General features: G+C 49.0%; 22 protein-coding genes. 12 read left to right on the top strand and 10 right to left on the bottom strand.

The annotated features are described in order from the left end of the window. Positions 1-17 precede the first annotated feature (17 nt). From C8J48_RS05705 to C8J48_RS05685, 5 genes are all read right to left on the bottom strand, one after another. Positions 18-272, bottom strand: a complete 255-nt coding sequence (locus tag C8J48_RS05705) for a hypothetical protein (RefSeq protein WP_107725374.1) — start codon at positions 270-272, stop codon at positions 18-20. Positions 273-288: 16 nt separating this feature from the next. Next, a complete protein-coding gene (locus tag C8J48_RS05700; RefSeq protein ID WP_107725373.1) occupies positions 289-1818 on the bottom strand; it encodes an acyl-CoA carboxylase subunit beta in 1530 nt (509 codons plus the stop codon). 139 nt (positions 1819-1957) lie between these two features. Continuing rightward, positions 1958-2383: a methylmalonyl-CoA epimerase gene (gene mce, locus C8J48_RS05695; protein WP_107725372.1), complete on the bottom strand. Its 426-nt coding sequence runs from the start codon at positions 2381-2383 to the stop codon at positions 1958-1960. Next, a complete protein-coding gene (locus C8J48_RS05690; protein WP_211316590.1) occupies positions 2380-2790 on the bottom strand; it encodes a cobalamin B12-binding domain-containing protein in 411 nt (136 codons plus the stop codon). Before C8J48_RS05690 ends, mce begins: the two co-directional genes overlap by 4 nt. A 12-nt stretch (positions 2791-2802) precedes the next feature. Next, entirely contained in the window at positions 2803-4458 is a 1656-nt protein-coding gene (locus C8J48_RS05685) for an acyl-CoA mutase large subunit family protein (RefSeq protein ID WP_107725371.1), read from the bottom strand. Positions 4459-4593: 135 nt separating this feature from the next. Between C8J48_RS05685 and prli42 the strand changes: the two genes are divergently transcribed. The 3 genes from prli42 (at position 4594) to proS (ending at position 6592) form a co-directional block, all read left to right on the top strand. After that, positions 4594-4689, top strand: coding sequence for a stressosome-associated protein Prli42 (gene prli42 / locus C8J48_RS19335; RefSeq protein WP_170105195.1), 96 nt, complete (start codon positions 4594-4596; stop codon positions 4687-4689). A 121-nt stretch (positions 4690-4810) separates the two neighbouring features. Then, positions 4811-5002, top strand: coding sequence for a hypothetical protein (locus C8J48_RS18520; RefSeq protein WP_146160452.1), 192 nt, complete (start codon positions 4811-4813; stop codon positions 5000-5002). A 144-nt stretch (positions 5003-5146) separates the two neighbouring features. Further along, complete coding sequence (proS, locus tag C8J48_RS05680; protein WP_107725370.1) at positions 5147-6592, top strand: proline--tRNA ligase; 1446 nt, start codon at positions 5147-5149, stop codon at positions 6590-6592. Between the two features lie 356 nt (positions 6593-6948). Here the strand turns inward: proS and C8J48_RS05675 are convergent, their stop codons facing one another. Then, positions 6949-7863, bottom strand: a complete 915-nt coding sequence (locus tag C8J48_RS05675; RefSeq protein ID WP_107727597.1) for an EamA family transporter — start codon at positions 7861-7863, stop codon at positions 6949-6951. 174 nt (positions 7864-8037) lie between these two features. On the opposite strand from C8J48_RS05675, the gene C8J48_RS05670 reads away from it, so the two are divergent. The 6 genes from C8J48_RS05670 (at position 8038) to C8J48_RS05645 (ending at position 14409) form a co-directional block, all read left to right on the top strand. Further along, on the top strand, positions 8038-8730 hold the full coding sequence (locus tag C8J48_RS05670) for a GntR family transcriptional regulator (RefSeq protein ID WP_107725369.1): 693 nt from the start codon (positions 8038-8040) through the stop codon (positions 8728-8730). Next, positions 8730-9953, top strand: coding sequence for a winged helix-turn-helix domain-containing protein (locus C8J48_RS05665; protein ID WP_107725368.1), 1224 nt, complete (start codon positions 8730-8732; stop codon positions 9951-9953). The genes C8J48_RS05670 and C8J48_RS05665 overlap by 1 nt, the downstream gene beginning before the upstream one ends. Before the next feature lie 373 nt (positions 9954-10326). Continuing rightward, positions 10327-11226: a carbohydrate ABC transporter permease gene (locus C8J48_RS05660; protein WP_107727596.1), complete on the top strand. Its 900-nt coding sequence runs from the start codon at positions 10327-10329 to the stop codon at positions 11224-11226. Next, positions 11223-12047 carry a carbohydrate ABC transporter permease gene (locus C8J48_RS05655; protein ID WP_107725367.1) on the top strand — a complete coding sequence of 275 codons (825 nt, stop codon included), beginning with the start codon at positions 11223-11225 and terminating at the stop codon, positions 12045-12047. The genes C8J48_RS05660 and C8J48_RS05655 overlap by 4 nt, the downstream gene beginning before the upstream one ends. A 193-nt stretch (positions 12048-12240) precedes the next feature. Beyond that, positions 12241-13578 (top strand): ABC transporter substrate-binding protein, encoded by a 1338-nt coding sequence (locus C8J48_RS05650; protein ID WP_107725366.1) that lies wholly within the window; start codon positions 12241-12243, stop codon positions 13576-13578. Between the two features lie 177 nt (positions 13579-13755). Next, on the top strand, positions 13756-14409 hold the full coding sequence (locus tag C8J48_RS05645) for a hypothetical protein (protein WP_107725365.1): 654 nt from the start codon (positions 13756-13758) through the stop codon (positions 14407-14409). A gap of 308 nt (positions 14410-14717) precedes the next feature. On the opposite strand, the gene pdxR is transcribed toward C8J48_RS05645, so the two are convergent. Continuing rightward, the gene (gene pdxR, locus C8J48_RS05640; protein WP_107725364.1) at positions 14718-16106 is read right to left on the bottom strand and encodes a MocR-like pyridoxine biosynthesis transcription factor PdxR; all 1389 of its coding nucleotides are present in this window, start codon (positions 16104-16106) and stop codon (positions 14718-14720) included. A gap of 124 nt (positions 16107-16230) precedes the next feature. Between pdxR and C8J48_RS05635 the strand changes: the two genes are divergently transcribed. After that, positions 16231-16848 carry an FMN-binding negative transcriptional regulator gene (locus C8J48_RS05635; RefSeq protein WP_107725363.1) on the top strand — a complete coding sequence of 206 codons (618 nt, stop codon included), beginning with the start codon at positions 16231-16233 and terminating at the stop codon, positions 16846-16848. Between the two features lie 70 nt (positions 16849-16918). After that, a complete protein-coding gene (locus C8J48_RS05630) occupies positions 16919-17557 on the top strand; it encodes a LysE family translocator (RefSeq protein ID WP_107725362.1) in 639 nt (212 codons plus the stop codon). An 84-nt stretch (positions 17558-17641) separates the two neighbouring features. On the opposite strand, the gene C8J48_RS05625 is transcribed toward C8J48_RS05630, so the two are convergent. Continuing rightward, entirely contained in the window at positions 17642-18634 is a 993-nt protein-coding gene (locus C8J48_RS05625) for a zinc-dependent alcohol dehydrogenase family protein (RefSeq protein ID WP_107725361.1), read from the bottom strand. A gap of 361 nt (positions 18635-18995) precedes the next feature. Between C8J48_RS05625 and C8J48_RS05620 the strand changes: the two genes are divergently transcribed. Then, positions 18996-19970 carry a ring-cleaving dioxygenase gene (locus C8J48_RS05620; RefSeq protein WP_107725360.1) on the top strand — a complete coding sequence of 325 codons (975 nt, stop codon included), beginning with the start codon at positions 18996-18998 and terminating at the stop codon, positions 19968-19970. Between the two features lie 40 nt (positions 19971-20010). Here the strand turns inward: C8J48_RS05620 and gntK are convergent, their stop codons facing one another. Both gntK and C8J48_RS05610 read right to left on the bottom strand, forming a co-directional pair. Beyond that, a complete protein-coding gene (gene gntK, locus C8J48_RS05615) occupies positions 20011-21564 on the bottom strand; it encodes a gluconokinase (RefSeq protein WP_107725359.1) in 1554 nt (517 codons plus the stop codon). 242 nt (positions 21565-21806) lie between these two features. Next, a complete protein-coding gene (locus C8J48_RS05610; protein WP_107725358.1) occupies positions 21807-23117 on the bottom strand; it encodes a dihydrolipoamide acetyltransferase family protein in 1311 nt (436 codons plus the stop codon). Positions 23118-23119: the final 2 nt, after the last annotated feature.

The raw sequence follows: 23119 nt of genomic DNA, 5'->3' as shown, positions 1-23119 counted from the left end.
TCCTCGCCCTCCTTCCCTTATGACCCGCCTTTATCAGCGGAACGAGGCGGCAACCGCCGCTGTTCGCTCCGATCCAACCATGACCGCTGTTCCCGTTGCATCCCGCCGATCAACAATTGATGTCGCCGCCCTTCCTCGCGCCAGGGAGAACGATCCCGTGCTCCACGGATAAAAGTGACGCCATAAGCGTGTCGTAAGCGCAAGCGCTGGTGGGCATCCCTCCCGGAACCGACCAATCGCAGCACCAACGGTTTTTCTTCTTCCCTTTTCAAAGCGGCCTCCCCTTTCCTATAGCGGAATATTGCCGTGTTTTTTCGCCGGGCGCGTCTCCCGCTTCTGTTTGAGCATCTCCAGCGCTTGCTTCAACTTTTGCCGCGTCTCCCGGGGATCGATCACATCATCCACCATACCCTTGGCAGCCGCTACATACGGATTGGCAAACTTCTCCCGATACTCCTCAATCTTCTCAGCTCGAGTCGCCGCCGGATCGCTCGCCTCTTGAATCTCGCGGTGAAAGATGATATTAGCTGCACCTTCCGGTCCCATCACTGCTACCTCGGCATTGGGCCAGGCATAGACGATATCGGCTCCGATCGCTTTGCTATTTAAGGCGACATAGGCCCCTCCGTATCCCTTGCGAGTAATCACCGTAATTTTGGGAACCGTCGCTTCCGAATAAGCGTACAAAATTTTGGCTCCATGGCGGATAATACCCCGATGTTCCTGGTTGACACCCGGTAAAAAGCCAGTTACATCCACAAAAGTTACCAGTGGAATATTAAAGCTGTCACAAAAACGGATAAAGCGGGCCAGCTTGTCCGAGGAATCGATATCCAAACCACCGGCCATCATCTTTGGCTGATTGGCGGCAATCCCCACCACTTGACCGTCGATACGGCCAAAGCCGACCACAATATTTTTGGCGAAGGACTGATGTACCTCCATAAAATCGCCTTGGTCGACCACCGCATCAATCACCCCACGTACATCGTACACCTTTGTACTGGCGGTCGGCACCCGGTCCACCAGTTCCTCGGTCCAGCCGTCATCCTCTTTACAATAAGTTCGCGGCGGGTCCTCCACATTATTTTGCGGTAAAAAGGAAAGGAGGCGACGTACTTGATTGAGCACTTCCGGTTCCGATTCCGCCGTAAAGTGGGCATTGCCGCTCAGGGTAGAATGGACGCGAGCACCGCCCAAATCCTCCGCCGAAATCTTCTCCCCTGTCACGGTTTCAATCACCTTGGGTCCGGTGATAAACATCTGACTCGATCCTTCCACCATAAAAACAAAATCGGTCAACGCTGGAGAATAGACGGCACCGCCGGCACATGGACCCATAATGACGGAGATCTGCGGCACCACACCGGAGTAGATAGCATTGCGATAAAAGAGTTGACCATAGCCATCGAGGGATACGACCCCCTCCTGGATACGCGCGCCGCCGGAATCGTTTAAACCAATGATGGGAGCGCCGTTTTTAGCCGCCAGATCCATGATGCGCACAATCTTCTGCGCATGCATTTCCCCTAAGGAGCCGCCGAATACGGTAAAATCCTGGGCAAATAGATAGACCGAACGCCCATGGATCTTACCGTATCCCGTTACCACCCCTTCACCGGGTGCCTCGCCATAATCGGCAGCGGTATTTTCGACAAAGGGATTTAATTCTACAAACGTATCCTCATCCAACAGTAAATCAATCCGTTCTCGGGCGGTCAGCTTTCCTTTCTCATGTTGCGCCCGAACTTTATCATCACCGCCGCCCTGCTCCACCCGACGCCGCCTTGCGGCCAATTCATCCAATTTGGAATACACAGCCCCGCCTCCTTCTCCCTTTATCCCTTGGTAGAAGACTTTTACCCAATGTTTGATCGCTGCTCCTGACTTTCGTGCAACCCAAATCGGGGACCATTTTTCACTTCGGTATGACAGTATCGTTCACCCCAATGCTCTACTATTCGTCTGTCTTCGCCGGTTCACATAACTCGTACAATACACCGCCAGTGGAGCGGGGATGGAGAAAAGCGACACGGTTGCCCCCCGCTCCCCGCTTTGGTTGATCGTTGATTAGCTCAATACCCGCCACTTTTAGCTGTTGCAGCCGCTCCTCAAGATTTCCCACCCGGAGAGCGACATGATGAACCCCTTCTCCACGTTTATGGATAAAGCGAGCGATCGGACTATCGTCGGACAGCGGCTCCAACAATTCCACCTTACTTTCCCCCAAACGGAAAAAAGCCACCCGTACGCCTTCGCTTACCACCGTCTCCTCCCCCAAATATTCCATCCCCCACACATCCCGATACAGGGGCAAAGCCTTGCGCAACGAGCGAACCGCAATCCCGATGTGATCGATTTTATGAGGATGAAGCGGGATCATGATGACGCCTCCCGTCGCTTAATCGCTTCCCGGATAAAGTCAGCAGTATCCTTGGTGGAGGTGCCAGGTGTAAAAATGCGAGCAATTCCTTTTTCCAACAAGCCGGCAATATCGGATTGGGGGATGACACCACCCCCTACCACCACAATATCCTCAGCGTCCTCCTCTTTCAACAGGCTCATCACCTCAGCAAACAGCTCATTGTGAGCACCAGAAAGACATGAAAGACCGATCACATCCACATCCTCCTGAATCGCCGTCGCCACAATTTGCGCCGGCGACTGACGTAAGCCTGTATAAATTACTTCCATCCCTTCATCCCGCAGCGCTTGTGCAATAATCAACGCACCGCGGTCATGGCCGTCTAAGCCTGGTTTCGCTACTAACACCCGTATCGGCCGATTCATGGTTCTCCCTCCTTAAACCATCGGTTGATACTCTCCAAACACCTCACGTAAGCAATGACAAATCTCTCCCACCGTCGCATATGTGCGAACCGCATCCAAAATCAACGGCATCAGATTGGCATCCCCCGCCGCTCCCTGCTTCAGCCGTTCCAAACACGCTTCTACTTGAACGGAATCCCGGCTCTTACGTAGATCCTGAAGGGCCACCACTTGCTTCTGGGCCAACTTCGGATTGACGCGGTACAGCTCAGGCTCTGTCTCCTTTTCCAAGCGGTAGCGGTTCAGTCCAACTACCACTTCTCCACCGGACTCGATCTTACGCTGAGTCTCTAGGGCTGCCTGCTGAATTTCCCGCTGCATATAACCTTGCTCTACCGCTGCCACCGCCCCTCCCATCTCATCAATTCGCTCCAGGTACGCCTCTGCTTCCGCTTCAATCGCATCCGTCAGCGACTCCACAAACCAAGAGCCGCCCAGGGGATCAACCGTGTCGGTCACCCCGCTCTCATGGGCTAAAATCTGTTGTGTACGTAAAGCGATCCGGGCTGACTCCTCTGTCGGCAGCGCCAACGCCTCGTCTCGAGCATTGGTGTGAAGGCTTTGGGTTCCGCCCAGCACAGCGGACAACGCTTGCAACGTCACCCGCACCACATTGTTGTCCGGTTGCTGTGCCGTCAGCGTAGAGCCCCCTGTTTGCGTATGGAAGCGAAGTTGCATCGAACGCGGATCTTGCGCCCCAAACCGTTCCTTCATTATACGTGCCCACAATCGACGCGCCGCCCGAAACTTGGCCACTTCTTCAAAAAAATGATTGTGAGCGTTAAAAAAGAAGGAGAGGCGCGGCGCAAATCGATCCACTTCCAAACCCGCTTTTACCGCCGCTTCCACATAGGCAATCCCATTGGCTAGGGTAAAAGCTACCTCCTGTACTGCGGTAGAACCGGCTTCCCGGATGTGATAACCGCTAATACTGATGGTATTCCAACGGGGGACATGTTCTCCGCAAAAAGCAAAGATATCAGTGATTAAACGCATCGACGGCTGTGGAGGAAAAATATAAGTTCCTCTGGCGATATATTCCTTTAGAATATCGTTTTGAATCGTTCCCGTCAGTAGATGAGACGGGATTCCCTGCTTTTCCCCTACCGCTATAACCATCGCAAGCAGCACTGCCGCTGGTGCGTTGATCGTCATAGAGGTGCTCACTCGGTCCAATGGGATCCCCTGTAGCAACGTCTCCATATCCGCCAACGAATCGATCGCCACCCCGACCTTGCCCACTTCCCCCGCAGACATCGGATCATCCGAGTCATAGCCGATTTGTGTCGGCAGATCGAAGGCGACGGATAACCCCGTCTGCCCCTGCTCCAACAGATAACGAAAGCGGCGGTTCGTCTCTTCCGCTGACCCAAAACCGGCATACTGGCGCATCGTCCAATGGCGAGAGCGATACATGGTCGGTCGGATGCCGCGCGTATATGGATACTCCCCCGGCAACCCAATCCTCTCCGACTCTCTCCTACTCGCTCCATCCGGGACATAAACTCGCTCAATCCCGATTCCCGATAAGGTTTCAAACCGATTTTTCTGTTCGGGATATTTTTGCAACAGCTCTTCCGTCTTCTCCTGCCATTCCCGGTAGAGGGTTTCAAAACTTTTCTCCGACACCGGTCTCTCCCCTTCCGACGCTGATAAAAAAACGCTTACAAATCTAATATATCAAAATTGACGAGTATCCGTCTCACCCCTACAGTTACGAATAGACAAGGCATACAAGGTAAGCTAAAATGAGAAGCTGAGGTGATGGTTGTGCGTTCATTTTGGATCAAATTCGTTGTATATGTCATCATCTTCACTATGCTGATCACTACCCTGGCAACCGGAATTCTGTTGTTCTGATGTTCAAAAAAGAGTGCTGAATCCCTCTTCGCCGGGAATTGAGTTTTTACCCTAAAAATGATTATACTGAAGGATGAGCATGTGGGGCGGTCCTACCCTTTCCCCAACAAAGCGGATTTCGATGAAAGCAGGTGAACATCGCATGTATATGACGGTTATCTTAATTTTTGTCAGCATTCTCGCTGTGATGGGAACGCTGTATAACAAACGCACCAACAACAAAGTGGGCTTTTTACTCGGTGGACTCTTTACCTTAGCTGTGGTGGGCGTCACCCTGATCGCCGTCTATGACGGATTGATCGGTGTGCAGTAATGATGCTGAAGAAAGCGGCTTCCCTAACAACAGGGGAGCCGCTTTTGCTGTAACCGCAAATATATTATGATGATAAAAATGAGGCGACATTTGTCACACATCTTCTAGAGACCAAAAAGCTGTCGTCATGCAGGAGGAAGCCTGATGTCAAAAAAGAAACCGTTTGTGCAAGCGGTCACACCACAAAGCGAGGATTTTTCCCAATGGTATCTCGATGTGATTAAAAAAGCGGAGCTGATGAGCTACTCGCCTGTGCGCGGATGTATTGTATTTCGACCGGATGGTTATGAGATCTGGGAAAATATTCAGCGGGAAATGGATGCCCGCTTTAAAGAGACGGGCCATCGCAATGCGTATTTTCCCCTTTTTATCCCGGAAAGCTTTTTTCAAAAGGAAAAAGAACATGTGGAAGGCTTCAACCCCGAACTACCGTGGGTAACGGAAGCCGGTGGCGAAAAATTGGAAGAGCGCCTCGCAATTCGTCCTACTTCGGAGACGATGATCGGCCATATGTTTGCGGAGTGGATCAACTCTTATCGCGATTTGCCGCTCTTGATCAACCAATGGGCAAACGTTGTCCGTTGGGAGAAACGGACGCTTCCCTTCCTGCGCACAAGCGAATTTTTGTGGCAAGAAGGCCATACCGCCCATGAGAGCGAAGAAGAGGCGCGTCAAGAAACGATGCGGATGTTGGAGATTTACCGCGATTTTGTGGAAACGTTTCTTGCCATCCCTGTCATCGTTGGACAAAAAACTCCTTCGGAAAAATTTGCAGGTGCAGTTGATACTTACTCGATTGAAGCGATGATGAAGGACGGCAAAGCGGTACAGGCGGGAACATCCCACTATATGGGCACCAATTTTGCCGTTGCTTTTCATATTCAATATCTCAATCGTGACAATCAACACCAATATGCATATACTACCTCCTGGGGCGCCAGCACACGCCTCATCGGCTCTATGATCATGGTACACGGCGATGACCGCGGACTCGTTTTGCCGCCTAAAGTGGCTCCCACCCAAGTGATCATGATCCCCATCGGCCCACCAAAGGCAAGAGAGCAAGTGCTAGCTCGTACCGACGAACTGTATCAGGAGCTGAAACAAGCGGGCATCCGTGTACGCGTGGATGATCGGGATCAAAGTCCCGGCTGGAAATTTAACGAATATGAAATGCGCGGAGTGCCGATTCGCTTGGAGCTGGGTCCACGGGATCTAGAAAATGGAGTGGTCGTGCTGGTATCTCGAATTACCGGGGAAAAGAAAACGGTCAAACAGGAGAATCTCGCCACAGAAATAAAACAACTGTTGACAGAAATTCACGATCAGATGTATCAACGGGCCAAATCGTTTTTGGATGCGCACATCTACCCCGTTGACACCCTGGATCAATATAAACAGATTCTAAAAGAAAATCGCGGCTTCGCCTTAGCCGGATGGTGCGGTTCAGCCGCCTGTGAAACAAAAGTAAAAGAAGAAACGGGAGCGACCAGTCGAAACATCCCACTCTCCCCTCCCGTCAACAAAGAATCTTGTTTGGTATGTGGAGAAACCGCCGCCCATACCGTTGTATTTGGAAAGTCTTATTGAAGGAAAAACCCGGCATCCTCCATAGAGCCGGGTTTTTCTGGTGTAGCTCAATCCACTATGCTTTTTTACTACGGTATCCGTCATCTGGGCACTCGAGAGGGCGGCGGCAATTCCCAACCCAAGTGCTCCAAAACAAAAAGATACCGGTAAAACCGAGATCGAGCAGTGGAAGCCATTCATCAGGCCGGATCTGCCACTGGTCCGGCTCCAACCAAACAACGGTCACATTGTGGCCACCGCCAAGCCAAAGCGGAGAAAAACCGTCGTCAGCGGCGCAATATCACCCATGGTTCAATGGCCTACATAAAATACTCCCGCTCACAAACAAGCCACCACGGTTCATTGTATCCCCGTCATCATCCCACTCCCTCCTGTGGCTGCGAAGAAGCGGGTCCGGTTGTTTTTGCCGTCTGCGGCTGTAGCGACAACAACACCACTGTTGTGATGATACAAGCTGCCCCTACCCATTCCGCTACACCAAAAGGCACCCCTAACCACACCACTGCTGCAATCGTAGCCGTCAACGGCTCTGTACATGCCAATAAACTGGCCTCTGTTGGACGAATCAAGCGTAAACTGTCAAGATAAAGGAAAAAAGGTAATAAGGTGCCGAACAGAATAATGAAGAGGATAAACAGAATCGATTGCCCAGAAAACGTACCCGTCACTTGCCACGGGGGATAAAGGAAGGAGAGGCCGACACCCCCTACCACCATCGCCCAGCCGACCACGGTTCTGGCTCCCCAGCGCTGAAGTAAGCGTGCAGGGTATAAGGTATAAAAAGCCAAGGTAACCGCTGACGCCAATCCCCAAAAAAGAGCCACTTTTGAAATCGAAAGTTCACCGCCGTGTCCACCAGTAACCAGGAGGGTGGTTCCTACGAGAGCGAGGAGGACCCCTCCTCCTTCAAACAACGTAGGCCAGCGACGCAAGCGAAGCGCCAGCCAACAGCTGATCATCATCGGTCCCAGATACTGAAGCAAGGTTGCGGTTGCGGCATTGCTGGCATCGATAGCGGCAAAAAAGGTATACTGGACGGCCAACATGCCGAAAATGCCGAGTAGTAACAACTGCATGCGATCGCGACAATTGTGCCATATTGTCAAAATCGCCCCCGCCTCACTGCGGATCGCTACCATCGCCAGCAATAACACACCCGCCACCAACAAGCGCACGGAAACCAACCAACCGGGCTCAAAGCCAGCTCCATGAAACAGCGTCTGCGCGACTGTACCGGAAAGTCCCCACATGGTAGCGGCAATGATGACCATGGTGTATCCTTGAAATCGGCGGATCCAATCTGTCCGGTGTTTATTCAATTCGACTCCCTCCTATATGCAATATATCGCATTCTGCATACCGATACAAGAGCATGAACGGGAATCATCGTGTATATATTTGAATCTCTTCCGTCAAGATCAACCATTTGTAAAGGAGCGATTTTGATGCCCATCCCTAACCAATCCGTTCAAATCAATCGCCATAGCGCCAAGCAACAATCCCTTCAATATTTACAACGGTGGATCGTAGAAGGTACCTTGCGCCCCGGTGAAAAACTGAACGACTCACTGTTGGCTGAAGCCCTAGGCGTCAGTCGCACACCCGTGCGGGAAGCGTTACAGGTGCTGGAATTGCAAGGTTTTGTGGAAATGCGGCCCGGTAAGGAAACACGGGTCACCCCCTTAAATAAAGAGGATGTTCATCAGTTATATCCGCCGTTAGCCGCCTTGGAAGCGACTGCCGCAGAGCTGGCGGCCCCTCAAATCGAAGAAAAACAAATCGCCAAACTGGAGGAGATCAATCAACAATTTGCACAAGCGTTAAAGAAGGGGCTCGCCTTTGAAGCGATGGAGTGGGATGAGGCCTTTCACCACGTCATTGTGCAAAGTACCGCCAATCCCTATCTGGAGCAATTTACCTCCGTCCTGGAAAAGCATACCCGCCGCTTTAAAGGCCTCTTCTTGGAGAATCCTCTGCTGCCCTCCAATCCGTCAGTTGAAGAGCACAATAAGATCATCCACGCTTTACGGGTGCGAGATGCTGAGCAGGCACATCAGATGATGAAACAAAACTGGTTACGCCCGATGAAGGAAATCTTGCATAGAGTGGAGACATTGGATCAGGAAGGAGCACAATAATGGCAACGCCTTTCACCGTATCCCGTCGCGCAGTACGCCGCTTTCTGCTCGATGTCCAGGGGTTGCTTTCCGTTGAAAATAAAAAGGAACCTCCTACCGCCGATAACGTCTTGGAAATGATAAAAAAGCTGGAATGCGTCCAGCTTGATCCGGTCTCCGTGGTGGAGCGAAACCAGCATTTGGTCTTAGCCGCGCGGATGCCGGGATACCAACCTACCCTTTTACACAAGCTGCTTCAACAAGGAAAGCTATTTGAATATCTGGCCAATGCCGCCTGTGCCATCCCCATCGAGGATTATCCTTTGTTTAAACCGACTCGTGAGCGCATTGGACAACAGCTACAACCGCGCCTAGACGAACTTGCACCGGTGATCGAACAAGTGTTGAAACGGTTGGAGGTGGATGGCCCCCTCCCTTCCCGTACCTTTGACTCCAACCAGCGAGTACACGGATACTGGGATAATCAGCTTCCCAAAACCAAAGACACCTCCCTTGCACTCAACCTGTTAGTAGACACGGGAACGATTCGGGTGGTGCGCAGAGAGGGCAGCGAACGATTCTTCGACCTCTCCCGACGTACCGTGCCACAGCAGATCTGGCAGGAGGCGGAGACGATCGATACTGTTGATGCCCGTGAACAACTACTACAAAAATACCTTTGCGCCTACCGTGTCTTTGACCCTGGTGACCCCCGCTTCGGCTGGAGCAAAATGAGCGCTTCCCAACGGCGGCAAGCCATCCAGGAACGCGTACAAAAAGGGTCGGTAATCCCGCTCCAAATCGAAGGCATTCGCCGCAACTATTTTATTTTGGCTTCGGATCTGGATCGTCTGCAAACACATGCCCAAATCGCCTCCGATCACGATGCGAGCGCAGAGGGGCCGATCCGCTTTTTACCGCCATTGGATAATCTATTGTGGCGGCGGGAGCGGGTGGAGGATCTATTTGGCTTTTCGTATAAGTGGGAGATCTATGTCCCCCGTGCCAAGCGGCGCTATGGTCCCTATGCCATGCCGATCCTGGCAGACGACCGCCTCATCGGTCGCATCGATCCCCAGATGGATCGGAAAAATGGAGTCCTCACCATCCGCTTATTACAAGTGGAGCCTGATATCCGTCTCACCCCAAGATTACGTCAAAATCTGGATGACGCCCTGCAGTCCTTTGCCCGTTTCCACGGTGTTGATTCGTTTAAAGTAGAGATGCAGAAGTCGAAGCATTAGCGCTGTGAATGAAGCTCAACGACAAACGTTGGGCTTTTTTGATACTAGCGTTTTGTCAGAGTAATCATCTCCTGTCAGCCTACCGACAGTGATCACGGCATCAGTTTCGCTGATCCCTCTTTATGAAATCGCTTACAATATTTATCCCAATTCTGATAAAATAAATTTGACCAACTAATCTGATAAAGGGAGGTGAGGAAGATCCACACTCTACCTTTCCTGCTCTAACCCCTACCTTTCCTCTCTTTTTTGTCAAATCTTAATTATTTCTTTGAGAATCTCAAAAATTCGAGCGCTATAGTAATTTTGTATGATGTCCCACATCAAAAGAAGGGGGTATCCGATGAACGGCACAGAAACAAAAAGTGTTCCCATGACAAACCACCCAGACACCAAACTATGGAAATGGAAGGAGCAAGCAACCGGCTATCTGTTTTTGGCTCCCTCCCTCATTCTGTTTGCGCTTTTTCTCTTTTATCCGCTGGTGAAATCCCTTTACCTCAGCTTTTATCTTACTGATCCCCAGGGCAACGTCGCCCTGTTTGTCGGCGTAGAGAATTATATCAACCTATTTACCTCCTCTGGATTTCTTAACAGCATAAAAGTAACCTCTCTTTTTATGCTATATACCGTCCCTACCAGCATCGCTCTCGCCCTGCTCATGGCGGTGTTAACCCATAATCAATTACGGGGAGTGCGTTTTTTCCAGTTTACCTTTTCCCTGCCGCTGGCCATCTCCGTCGGTACGGCATCCGTCATCTGGATGTTGTTGTTCCATCCTAGCGCCGGTATGTTCAACTATTTTTTAAGCCTCATCGGGGTGGGACCGATCTTTTGGCTTTCCGATCCCAACTGGGCGCTATTCTCCATCTCGCTGATGACAGTTTGGATGAATGTCGGCTTTCTCTATATTGTCTTGTTGAGCGGTCTTCAGGGAATCCCCGATCACTTATATGAAAGCGCCAAGCTGGATGGTGCCGGCATCTGGAATCAGTTTCGCCATGTTACCATTCCCATGCTCTCCCCGACGATCTTCTTTGCGATGATCGTCTCCATCATCGGCGCTTTCCAAGCATTTGGCCAAATCCATATCATGACCCAGGGTGGCCCGGTAGACAGTACCAATGTGATGGTTTACGACCTATACCGAGAAGCGTTTATCCAATTTCAGTTTGGCACCGGAAGCGCACGGGCATTGATTCTGTTTGTCATTATCCTGGCTTTGACCTTGATCCAATTTAAACTTGCCGAAAAGAAGGTACATTACCAATGATCGCACGTCGAACACAACGATGGTTCCATTATGGTCTCTTGTTGGTTCTTGCGGTTTTCATTCTGTATCCCGTTTTTTATACTTTCTCCTCCGCCTTGATGACTCCCGCCGAGATGGATGCTTATCCCCCTCGTTTATTACCAGGGAGCCTCTATCTGGACAATCTATTGACCGTAAATGAACTGGTGCCGGTCTTCCAATTTATCAAAAACAGCTTTATTGTCTCCACCGCCGTGATGCTCGGCCAATTGGTGACCGCCAGCATGGCGGCTTACGCTTTTGCTTTTATCAACTTTAAAGGGCGTAACGCACTATTTGCTCTGTTTCTCTCCACCATGATGATTCCATGGGAAGTAACGGTTATCCCCAACTATATCACCATCCGTGAGTGGGGCTGGCTCGACAGTTACGCCGGATTGACCGTACCCTTTATGGCTACCGCTTTTGGTACCTTTTTGCTGCGGCAATTTTTCCTGCAATTGCCGCGGGATCTGATCGATGCCGCCAAAATCGACGGTTGTGGCCATTGGCGTATCTTTTTTTCACTCGTGTTGCCGCTGTCTCGTCCCGCGATCGGCACCTTGGCCGTGTATGCGTTTCTCACCACCTGGAACATGTACTTCTGGCCGCTGTTGATCACCAACAGCGACAGCATGCGCACGGTCCAAATCGGGATCAGCATGTTGCAATGGCAAGAAATGATGGCTTGGGGGCTGGTGTTGGCCGGTGTCGCAATGGTGCTCTTACCTTCCCTGATCTTGCTGGTCATGGGCTTAAAGCAATTGGTACGGGGCATTACTGCTGGAGCGGTTAAGGGATAAGCGACCGTTTAAGCACTGCCTTGGTGAAAGATCTTCTTGCCAATGAAATGCTGTGACAACTTTAATCCATCGTGACAACATCATTCAACTCATACCGCCTCAGATCAAAATCCACTCTTAAAGGAGGTAGAGCAAACACCTTCACAAAACGCAATCCAACCTCAATCTCAAATGAAGAAGGGAAGAAAGCAAGATGAAACGATTGTTAAAACAAGGGTTACTGCTGGCAATGGCAGCAGTATTGGTATTAACTACCGCATGCGGATCCGGGTCAAAAGAAAATGTAACCGCCGATGGTCGGACAAAGGTAATTTGGTGGCATTCCATGGGCGGTGAATTAAAATCCGCCGTCGATCATCTGGTAAAGGAGTTTAACGACTCCCAATCGGAGGTTTATGTGGAAGCCGTTTACCAAGGGGAGTATGACGAAAGCTTAAATAAGCTGAAAGCCTCCCTCGGCTCCAACAGCGGCCCAACCATGGTGCAGGTATATGAAATCGGCAGCCGCTATATGATCGACTCCAACCTGATCACCCCGATTCAAACCTTTGTCGACAAAAACGATTACGACCTTTCACAGTTGGAAGAAAACATCATCGGCTACTACACCATCGACGACCAGCTCAACTCCATGCCTTTTAATACATCCAATCCCATCCTCTATTACAACAAGGACAGGTTTGAGGAAGCCGGTTTAGATCCTGACACCCCTCCCACCACCTTTGAAGAAGTGGAAAAAGCAGCGAAACAACTGACGGATGACGGCAACAAAGGCGCCTCTTTTGCCATGTATGGATGGTTTATGGAACAATTCTTCGCCAACCAAGGGGCGGAGCTGGTCAACAACGGTAACGGACGGGACAAACTAGCCACCCAATCGCTGTTGAGCAGCGACGCAGGGGTAGAAACCCTCACTTGGTGGAAAAAGATGATTGATGATAAAACGGCGCTCAATCTGGGCCGCAAAACCGACGATACCAAAAAAGCATTTACATCTGGGCAAGTAGCGATGACCTTGGACTCCACCGCTTCCCTCCGTGGAATCGTCGATAGTGTCGGTGATAAGTTTGAAGTGGGAACCGCTCCCCTCCCACGACCAAAAGGAGCCGATGAAGGCGGCGTCATCGTCGGTGGAGCTAGCCTCTACATCTTGAACAACCGCCCGGAAACAGAACAGGAAGCAGCCTGGAAATTTATCGAATTCCTCACACAACCGAAACAGCAAGCCTACTGGCATATCCATACCGGCTACTTCCCCATCACCAAAGCGGCCTACGATGAACCTGCCATCAAAGAAAACATGGAGAAATTCCCACAGTTCCAAACCGCCGTCGACCAATTGCATGACACCACCTTAAACCGCGCGACTCAAGGCGCTCTGATGGGGGTATTTCCAGAGGCACGCCAGATCACAGAAAAAGCGATGGAAGAAGTGATCAACGGCCAAAAGACGCCGGAGAAGGCACTCAAAGACGCGGAAAAAGAGATTACGCAAAAGATCGAGCAATATAATAAGACCGTTAAAAAATGAACGGACGAGAAGCACAGGGATTGATTCAAACTGATCATTGTGGAAGATCGATTTCACCCTGCCCCTTTCACGTTGGGGCTACGACTTTGAGGGACCTTCGGGTCCCGCTTTTTTTATGGGAAAGGTGGCGGCAATACGTTAAAATAAAGAAACAATTTAAAATTTGAGGTGACTCTCATGGAAGCCATCACGGTTGATGTTGTCAAGGCAGAGGAATTAACCACCACCTTAGATAACCTGACGTTGGAAATCGGCAAAATCGGCCTGACATCCCAAGTACTCAGTCCTATTTTTACAAAAGAAAGTGCATCGGAATCAACCGATATCCCAGGACAGATACCAGTAAGATCAACACCTACCCATGAAGAAGTTGAACATCGCGCCGCAAAACCAGAAATACCATTTTTGCCTAAATTCGGGAGAGCAAAAAAAGCGAAAGTCTCTTATCAAGAGTACCCTTTACCGGAAATGTCGCAAAGTGAAACGATCACACCGGAATCAAGCGATACACAGCCTGTGCAACAACCGAACCCACACAAGTTTGAATATGAGCAACATACACCTATCAAAACAGAGGAGTATCCCTCCCCACAGCCAGAAGTAGACATTATCCAATTCAATCAAAGTATGACCGAATTGATCTCTTTAGCGGAACAGGCAAAAGCACAAATCAAACAAGGCTCGATTGAAAAAGATTGCCTTTTTCGGCTAAATGCCAAATTGGCAATGGCAAAAGCCAACTACGGCCATATCGCTGCCATCGCGGTAGCGCTGGCGGCAGTAATCAGCGGGATTAAGGATCTAATTGAGCTCTTTGAACTGATGAATTAACCCGCCTCTAAAAAACCGTTTGGCCATGTACTTATTTTTTCTCACGGATCATACTGAATATCGAGACATAGAAAACTATCGTCAATTCCGTATGGTTGTCGCCGTGAGCTTTAAACTCAATAATAAATTTGACTTCTTCTAGGAAATCCGGAGGCATTCCCGCTTGAACGGCGTGGACCGGATTTCCGTCTTTATCGGCCAATATCTGTGTGAATTCAAGTCACTCATGGGGCACATTCGTGTGTAGACGCCAGTGGAGTAGTTATCTTGACCTACTCAACTATTTTCAAATTTAGACTGCAGACCATTTACTTCGATTCAATCCATGCCTTTTTTAAGAGCTTGACACCAAGCTCAATTTCATCACAAGAAAGATGACTAAATCCAAGTTTAATGATTGGGTCATCGGGTTTATTTTTAATAAAGTAGAGTGAGGTGGGACACACTTTTACACCATAAGAAGAAGCGCGTTGGATTAACCATTCTTCTGAACGGTTTAGATGTAATTTGATCAATAAGTACAAACCAGACTGCTCGCCGATAATTGAAATATGTTGGCCAAATTGCTTTTTTAATTCAGAAACGAAGTGCAACATTTTCCTCTTATAAACAAGACGCATACGTTTCACGTGGCGATTCCATTCTCCCATTTCCATGAATTTTGCCATTGTGAGTTGGCTGAAAAGCGAAGTGGGACTCTCAAAATGAGTAAAATGCTTTTTATAACGATCGAACAGGGGTTGCGGCAACACCATATAAGATAAACGGATTCCCGGAAGAAATGATTTTGAGAAATTCCCTAAATAAATGACTCTTGCTGAATCAATGGAGGCAAGAGCAGGAAATGGTTTTTGTGTATAGCGAAATTCACTATCATAATCATCTTCAATCATATATCCACGCATTTTGTTAACCCAATGAATAAGCATTTGCCGTTGTTGAATAGACATGCTTACTCCCATTGGACTTTGATGGGAAGGGGTTACATAGATTAATCGTGACTTCATTTGTTCTAATTGTGAAAGATCAGCACCTGTTTCATAAACCGGCAATGTTTCAAACTTAAAACGATGGAATTGAAAAGCTTCCCTTGCACCGTCGTAACCAGGGTCTTCAACGATAATACTCTGGAATTCATCCTTCAGTATCTGTCCAAGGTATACAAGCATTTGTTGGGTACTACTTCCGATAATAATTGCATTTGCATTTGTTTTTACTCCACGTGATTGGAATAAATATGTGGAGATTTGTTCGCGCAGGCATTCTTCCCCAAATGGTTCCCCGTATCGAAAGCTATCCTGTAATGTTAATACTTGATTGGCAATTCTCCTCCAAATTTTCAGCGGGAAATGTGTTTGATCAACAGCATCTGCCCTGAAATTAACTACCGGAGGTTTATTGGAATTTGTTTGCTTTTTATGATGAGAGATTACTGCCCTCTGAAAGATTAGAGGTTCTAACTCATTTGCAAAATAACCTTTTCGGCCCTCTCCACGAATATACCCTTCAGCAACAAGTTGTTCATATGCCATCAATGTCGTATTGCGGCTGACTTGAAGGGAGTCTGCCAGTTGGCGAATGGAGGGCAATTTCTCATTCGCCAGTATGTTGCCTTGCTCAATAAATGATTTAAATTGCTCATAGATTTGTTTGTATTTAGGAGAGTCATCCTTAAAAGTAAAAATGGTATTTTTCATTTGCACCCCTTCTGACATGTATATTTGTTTATTATTGTACCTTTTATGATGTCAGTTTGAAATATATCATACCGTATAAAGGATATCTGTTGTAAGTAAGAAAGTTGGATTGAGGAGATTTCAAATGTATACCCCGGAACATTTTACGATGAAAGAAATAACTGCTGCCTACAATGTCATACAGGAGAACAGCTTTGCAACATTGTTTTCCATGCATAAAGGAATGCCCTTCGCTACACATTTACCTCTGATGTTGAATAAGGAGAAAACCTATTTGTACGGCCATTTTGCCCGTCCGAACCCGCAGTGGAAGGATATTCAAAACCAGACAGTCTTAACTGTTTTCCATGGTCCTCATTGTTATATCTCTCCCTCTTGGTATGAGACCAATCAAGCAGTGCCAACGTGGAATTATGTGACCGTTCATGTTTACGGAGAAGTAGAGCTAATCGAGGATGAACACGAGTTAATGAATTCCTTGAATGATATGGTATCGAAATATGAAGCTCCTGATAGTTCATATAGGTTGCAGGATGTAGATGCTAAATTTCTCGTTGGTATGAACAAAGGCGTCCAAGGATTCAAAATAAAAATCGATCGGATTGAAGGAAAAGAGAAGGTAAGTCAAAACCATTCCTTACACAGACAAACGCTCATTATAAAACAGTTGGAACAGATTCCATCTCCAAATGAGCAACAAATTGCCTCCTTGATGAAAGCGAACCTTAAACATAAAGTGTAACCTTGCTTTCACCAATCAAGGAGAAGCCCAATTCAATCATGTGTAAAAATACAACAAGGAGTTTCATTTTATGGAGTTTTCAACCATTTGGCTATTTGTAATTGCTGCTACTACATTGTTAATAATACCTGGACCTGCTGTGTTCTATATTATGGCAAGAAGTATCGATCAAGGGAAGAAAGCGGGCCTGGTATCCGTTCTTGGTGTATCTCTTGGAGGTTCTGTTCACGTTTTAGCCGGAGCAATTGGAGTTTCTGCGATCCTTATGACATCAGCAACAGCCTTTCATATCGTTAAATATTTGGGTGCTGCCTATCTTATCTATTTGGGGTGTAAGACTTTATTTTCTACATCTGATCGAACGACTTCAGAAATTCCAAAAGCCCCTCGCAAAAAATTATTAAAGATTTTTTACCAATCAGCGCTCGTAGAAGTATTGAATCCGAAGACAGCACTCTTTTTTTTAGCCTTCTTACCGCAATTCATATCCCCTTCTGCTGGATCAGTCACAGTACAATTTTTGCTTTTAGGAACGATCTTTATTATCCTAGCTTTTATTAGTGATGGACTGTATGCAGTTCTTGCAGTAAGTATTAGAAAGCGGATTCTGGGTAGGAAAGGGAGTTCAACGTTACAGAATCGGATAACGGGTTATTTTTATATTGTTCTAGGGGTATTCTCCGCCTTTGCGAGCCCCTCCAAAACATAAGATTATCAAGGTTAAAAATCCAAATCCCCATGTACCATACTAAATCAAAAAAGCGGATACCCTCACAGGTACCCGCTTTTTCGTTCACACCATCCGTTCGTTTTCCAATACCACTTTTCCCAGCGCTTGCCCTGACTCCAGACGACGGTGAGCCTCTCCCACTTCTTCAAATCTAAAACGGTGTTCATCCAACAGTGGAGTCAATTTGCCCTCCTCCACCAAGCGAACAATCTCCCGCATGATTTGCCCATGATGGGATCTACCGGCTGCGGTACGCTGTGTCAGAAGGATAAAGATCACATGCAAGGTGAGTGCCTTCCCATGAAGCGGTGATAAATCATGGGTGGAACGGGCTGCGATCGCCGCCACCGTTCCCTGTGGTTTGGCTGCTTGAAAGGAGCGGTCCAAATTTTCTCCACCAACAGTGTCAAACACCACATCAAATCCGTTGCCGTCGGTCAATCGATTCACATAGTCCTCAACGGATTCAACTCGGTAGTTGATGCCTTCATCCGCACCTAACCGTCGAGCAACAGCCAGCTTTTCCTCCGATGAGCCGGTAGCGGACACATGTGCATCGAACGCTTTGGCCAGTTGAATCGCGATATGTCCCACGCCACCGGTAGCGGCGTGAATCAACACCTGTTGATCCGGTAGCACTTTCGCCCGGTCCACCAGCGCTTCCCATGCAGTAATGCCCACCAGTGGCAAAGCCGCCGCCTCGGCAAAGGATAAGGTTGAAGGCTTTGGTGCGAGCAAGGACGCGTCGACGGCTACATAATCAGCCAAGGCACCGCCGGTGGCTACATAGGCTACTACCTCATCACCGGGAGAAAACCCTTCTACCCCTTCTCCCACTTCTTCTACTACACCGGCTACATCGCTGTGCAGCACCAAGGGAAAATGTTCCCCTAGAACCCCTTTTACCGCACCGCTACGGATTTTTACATCGATTGGATTGACACTGGTTGCAAGATTACGAACCAAAACCTGACCCGACCCCGCTTTCGGTCGTGCCACTTCCTCCGTCCGAAAACCATCGGGACCACCATGTTCATGGATCACTTGCGCTTTCATCTGCCTCTTCCACCTCCGAATTTTGGTTGTAGCTTTCCGTAAGTGCTTACACTTTTACGATAACCGAAATGATTACCAAAGCCAACGGCAGGAGGGATTTTTGCTGAAGTGTTAGACAAAACTGAACGGAACAAACTTTCATTCTAAGGTTGTGGTTAAAAAAACGATAAACGGTTTGAGTTGCTATTTCCATTATTCGGATCAACAAAACCAGAGCAAGAATGCCCCCTAATAATGAGGGTTACAAAAAAACTAGGTTTATGTTACAATCAAAACAGCAAGTTACTATAAAAAAGTAAGTATGGTTCAACTCGTTTACAGACAACAGATGTGAGTGAAACTAATCGCGAGGTGAAGAAAAATGGAACTGACAGGGATTCACCATGTATCGGCACTTACCGCCAATGCGCCGAGAAACTATGACTTTTATACAAACACAATGGGCCTGCGTCTGGTGAAAAAGACAGTTAATCAGGATGATACCTCTTCTTACCATCTGTTTTACGGTGATGAAATCGGCAATCCGGGAACAGAGCTCACCTTTTTTGATCTTCCTCATGCGGGCCAAACCCGGCCTGGTGTGAGCAGCATTTCCGCTATCTCTCTGCGGGTTCCCGACCGAGAAGCGCTCCAATATTGGAAAGAGCGGTTGGAGGAACACGGTGTGGAGCACGATACCATCCAATCCCGCGCCGGCCGTGATACCCTCGCCTTTCGCGATTTTGAAGGACAGCGCTTGATTCTGGTTCCCGATGACGACAACCAAATCATCGACAGCACACCGTGGGAAGAAAGCCCGGTTCCCTCCAAATACGGGATTCGCGGTTTGGGCCCGGTCACTTTAACGGTAAGTAACGCTGAAATGACGACACGGGTGTTAACGGAAGTGTTAGGATTTCGCTTGGTGAACCAATACCCCTCCCCTCACTCTTCTCAACCGGATATTCTCGTCTATGCCACCGGTGCAGGCGGAACAGGAGCGGAAGTACATGTGGAGGAGCGCACCGACCTTCCCCACGAGCGCTTGGGACGTGGCGGGGTGCATCATGTCGCCTTCCGGGTGCCTAACGTAACCGAATATAACGAATGGCTCCGTCGTATAGAAACAGCAGGTTTTCGCACCTCGGGACCCGTTGATCGCTTCTATTTTCGCTCCATCTACTTCCGTGAACCCAACGGCATTCTATTTGAGCTGGCCACCGACGGACCCGGATTTGCCACCGACGAAGATCCGGAACACCTAGGCGAGAAGTTGGCATTGCCGCCGTTTTTGGAGCCGCACCGAGCCAGCATCGAAGCGAAGTTGCGCCCCCTCGATACAAAGGCATCCGATTGAGGAATAGCGTAAGCCAATGGAAAACCATTGGCTTTTTTCATCATACCCCTTCCCATTCTCCCCGCAGACGCAGTTTGGCGGCAACCTCAAATTCATCTTTCAATTTTTCATATAGACGACTGTACAGATAAAACATTTCTAAATAGATCTCGCTGTTTTGTTGATTGGGTTGATGTCGGTGTGAAATGTTGATCCACTCGTTTACCTGTTCCAAGCGTTCAATCTTACCTACACCGTATAACGCCAAGGTGGCGGCCCCTAAAGCAGATGCTTCATGGCTTACAGGTACCATAATTTCCCGCCCCATCACATCGGCTAAAATCTGCCTCCACACCGCTGAGCGAGCAAAACCGCCGGAAGCGCGTACATCCTTGATCTCACCGGTCAACTCCCGCAAAACCACTCCAACAGAGAAAACACTAAAGATGACGCCTTCCAAGACAGCACGAATAAAATGCTCCCGCTTATGATGAATACTGATTCCAAAAAAGGTGCCACGGGCGTTGGGATTCCAGTAAGGGGCTCGCTCTCCTGTCAAAAAGGGCAAAAACAACAACCCATCCGATCCGGCTGGCACATTTTCCGCGTATTGGATCATCAATTCATAGGCATCGACTCCCAACCGTTTGGCCACTTCCATTTCCGGTGCCGCAAATTCATCCCGCAACCACCGCAACATCATACCGCCGTTATTGGTCGGCCCCCCTACCACCCAGTGCTGGTCCGTCAAGGCGTAGCAAAAGGTACGCCCTTTTTCATCGGTTTTGGGTGATGGCACTACCGTACGGATCGCTCCGCTGGTGCCGATGGTGATGGCCATTTCCCCCTGTTGTATCGCTCCTACGCCAAGGTTGGCCAGCACTCCGTCACTGGCGCCAACGATAAATGGCGTTTCCGGATGGATACCAATACGAGCGGCAATCGTCGTCTCTAACTGGGTTAAACAATAAACCGTAGGTACCGGCTCTGAAAGTTGACTTTCCTCTAATCCCAAGAGTTGCAGCACTTCTCGATCCCAGCGACGTTCACGCAGATTAAACAATCCCGTAGCTGAAGCGAGAGAATAATCGATCACATAGCGGTGAAAAAACTGATACAGCAGATATTCCTTGATGGAGATAAATTTGGCCGCTTTATTGAAAACTTCGGGACTCTTCTCCTTGAGCCACATCAGTTTGGGCAAAGGCGACATGGGATGAATCGGGGTGCCTGTACGCCGATAAATCTGATGTCCATCCAAATGATGACGAATATGGTTTGCTTGTTCCATACTGCGGTTATCTGCCCAGATGATGCTTTTTGTCAAGGGGCGGCCGTCAGCGTCCACCGCAATGAGCGAGTGCATAGCCGAACTGATTCCCACGGCGAGTACATCCTTTGCTTGTGCAGCTGATTGAAGCAACGCATAACGAATGGCATCAATGGCGGCATCAACAATCACATCTGGATCTTGCTCCGCCCAAGTGGGATGTGGATGATGAATGGTGTAGCCGATCTCATGTGTAGCGCGAATCACCCCTCGCGGCCCAAACACCACCGCCTTTGTGCTGGTTGTTCCAATGTCCAGTCCAATGACGACCTCTGTCTCTCTCATGACAACCCCCACCTCGAAGGAATAAACCTTTCTTATCGCTTACCTGCTATTCTTTCATTTTAACACCGAATACATAAAAACCCCGCTGTATCGGCAGGGTTCAATTAATGGTAACACACTGGCGATTAGAGGGCGAAAGCTTCTGCCGCGATACAGAGGTAATAAGAGAGACTTTTTAGCAGATCGCTGATACAAAAAACAAAAACCCCGCCGAATCGGCAGGGCTTTTGTTTAGGTGAAAGTTAAATCTCCGTATCAGGTCCGTAGGATTCCAGGCGCTGCTTGACCCGTTGCAGAAAGTGTCCCGCCATCAAACCATCCAGGATACGGTGATCCAAGGATAGACATAGGTTGACCAAATCCCGTACCGCAATCATATCGTCACGGATCACGGGTTGCTTGACGATCGATTCCATGGAGATAATCGCCGCTTGCGGATAATTGATAATCGGCTGCGAAGCGATAGAACCAAAAGAACCGGTATTATTAGTGGTAAAGGTGCCGCCGGTGAGATCGTCCATCGTCAGCTTACCGGCTCGTGCTTTATCTGCCAACTGCTGCACTGCTTTTGCCAATCCAAGAATGCTTTTTTCATCAGCATCGTGAATAACGGGTACATACAGTGCATCGTCGGTGGCAACAGCAATCGAGATATTGATCCGTTTTTTCAGGATGATTTTATCGCCGCCCCAAACCGAATTGAGGCGCGGGAACTCCTTGAGGGAGTCCACGACAGCCTTAATAAAAAAGGGCATATAGGTTAGCGCGATGCCTTCCCGTTGCTTAAACGCATCCTTTAACTTCTGACGCAGCTTGACCAATCCGGTCACATCAGCCTGCATCATCGTCCAGGCATGGGGTGCTTCGTGTTTGCTGGTTACCATCCGCTGTGCAATCGTTTTGCGAATCGGGGTGAGCGGTACTTCTTGATCCCCGCTTTCCAGGGAGATCGATGTTTCGGCTTCGGTTTTCGCTGCTTTTTTAGGGGCGAGGATTGAAGTTGGTGACGACACTTTCTCCCGTTTCTCATCCTCGGCAGACTCTACAACGGCAGCGATCCCGCCCTGTTCAATGATGTGTAGGATATCTTTGCGGGTGATCCGTCCCCCGCGTCCGCTTCCTTTCACCTGCTCCAGGTCAATATCGTGCTCCTGTGCCAGGCGCAACACCGCTGGGGAATAGCGTTTTTTCATAGAGCCATCGCCAACCGGTTCTTTTCCTCCAGTGGCGGTGGCAACGGCAGGTTGCGAGGGAGCTTCTTCATTTGCCGCTTCTCGCTGCTCTACAGATCCTTCCTCGGCAACTGCCTCTTTCCCACTTTCGTCCATCCGGCAGATAATGGCACCTACTTCAACCGTCTCCCCCTCCTCCGCCACGATCTCCGTCAGTGTTCCAGCGAAGGTGGAAGGTACTTCTGCATTTACCTTATCTGTCGCTACTTCACACAGTGGTTCATATTTGGCGACCGCATCGCCCGGCTGTTTCAGCCATTTGCTAATCGTTCCTTCGGTCACACTTTCACCCAGTTGGGGCATGGTTATGTCCGTGGCCATTC

Origin of the sequence: Desmospora activa DSM 45169 (assembly GCF_003046315.1) — a bacterium.
GTDB lineage: Bacteria > Bacillota > Bacilli > Thermoactinomycetales > DSM-45169 > Desmospora > Desmospora activa.
Note: the sequence above shows the minus strand (reverse complement) of the source record. Positions and strands in the feature narration are given on the sequence as shown.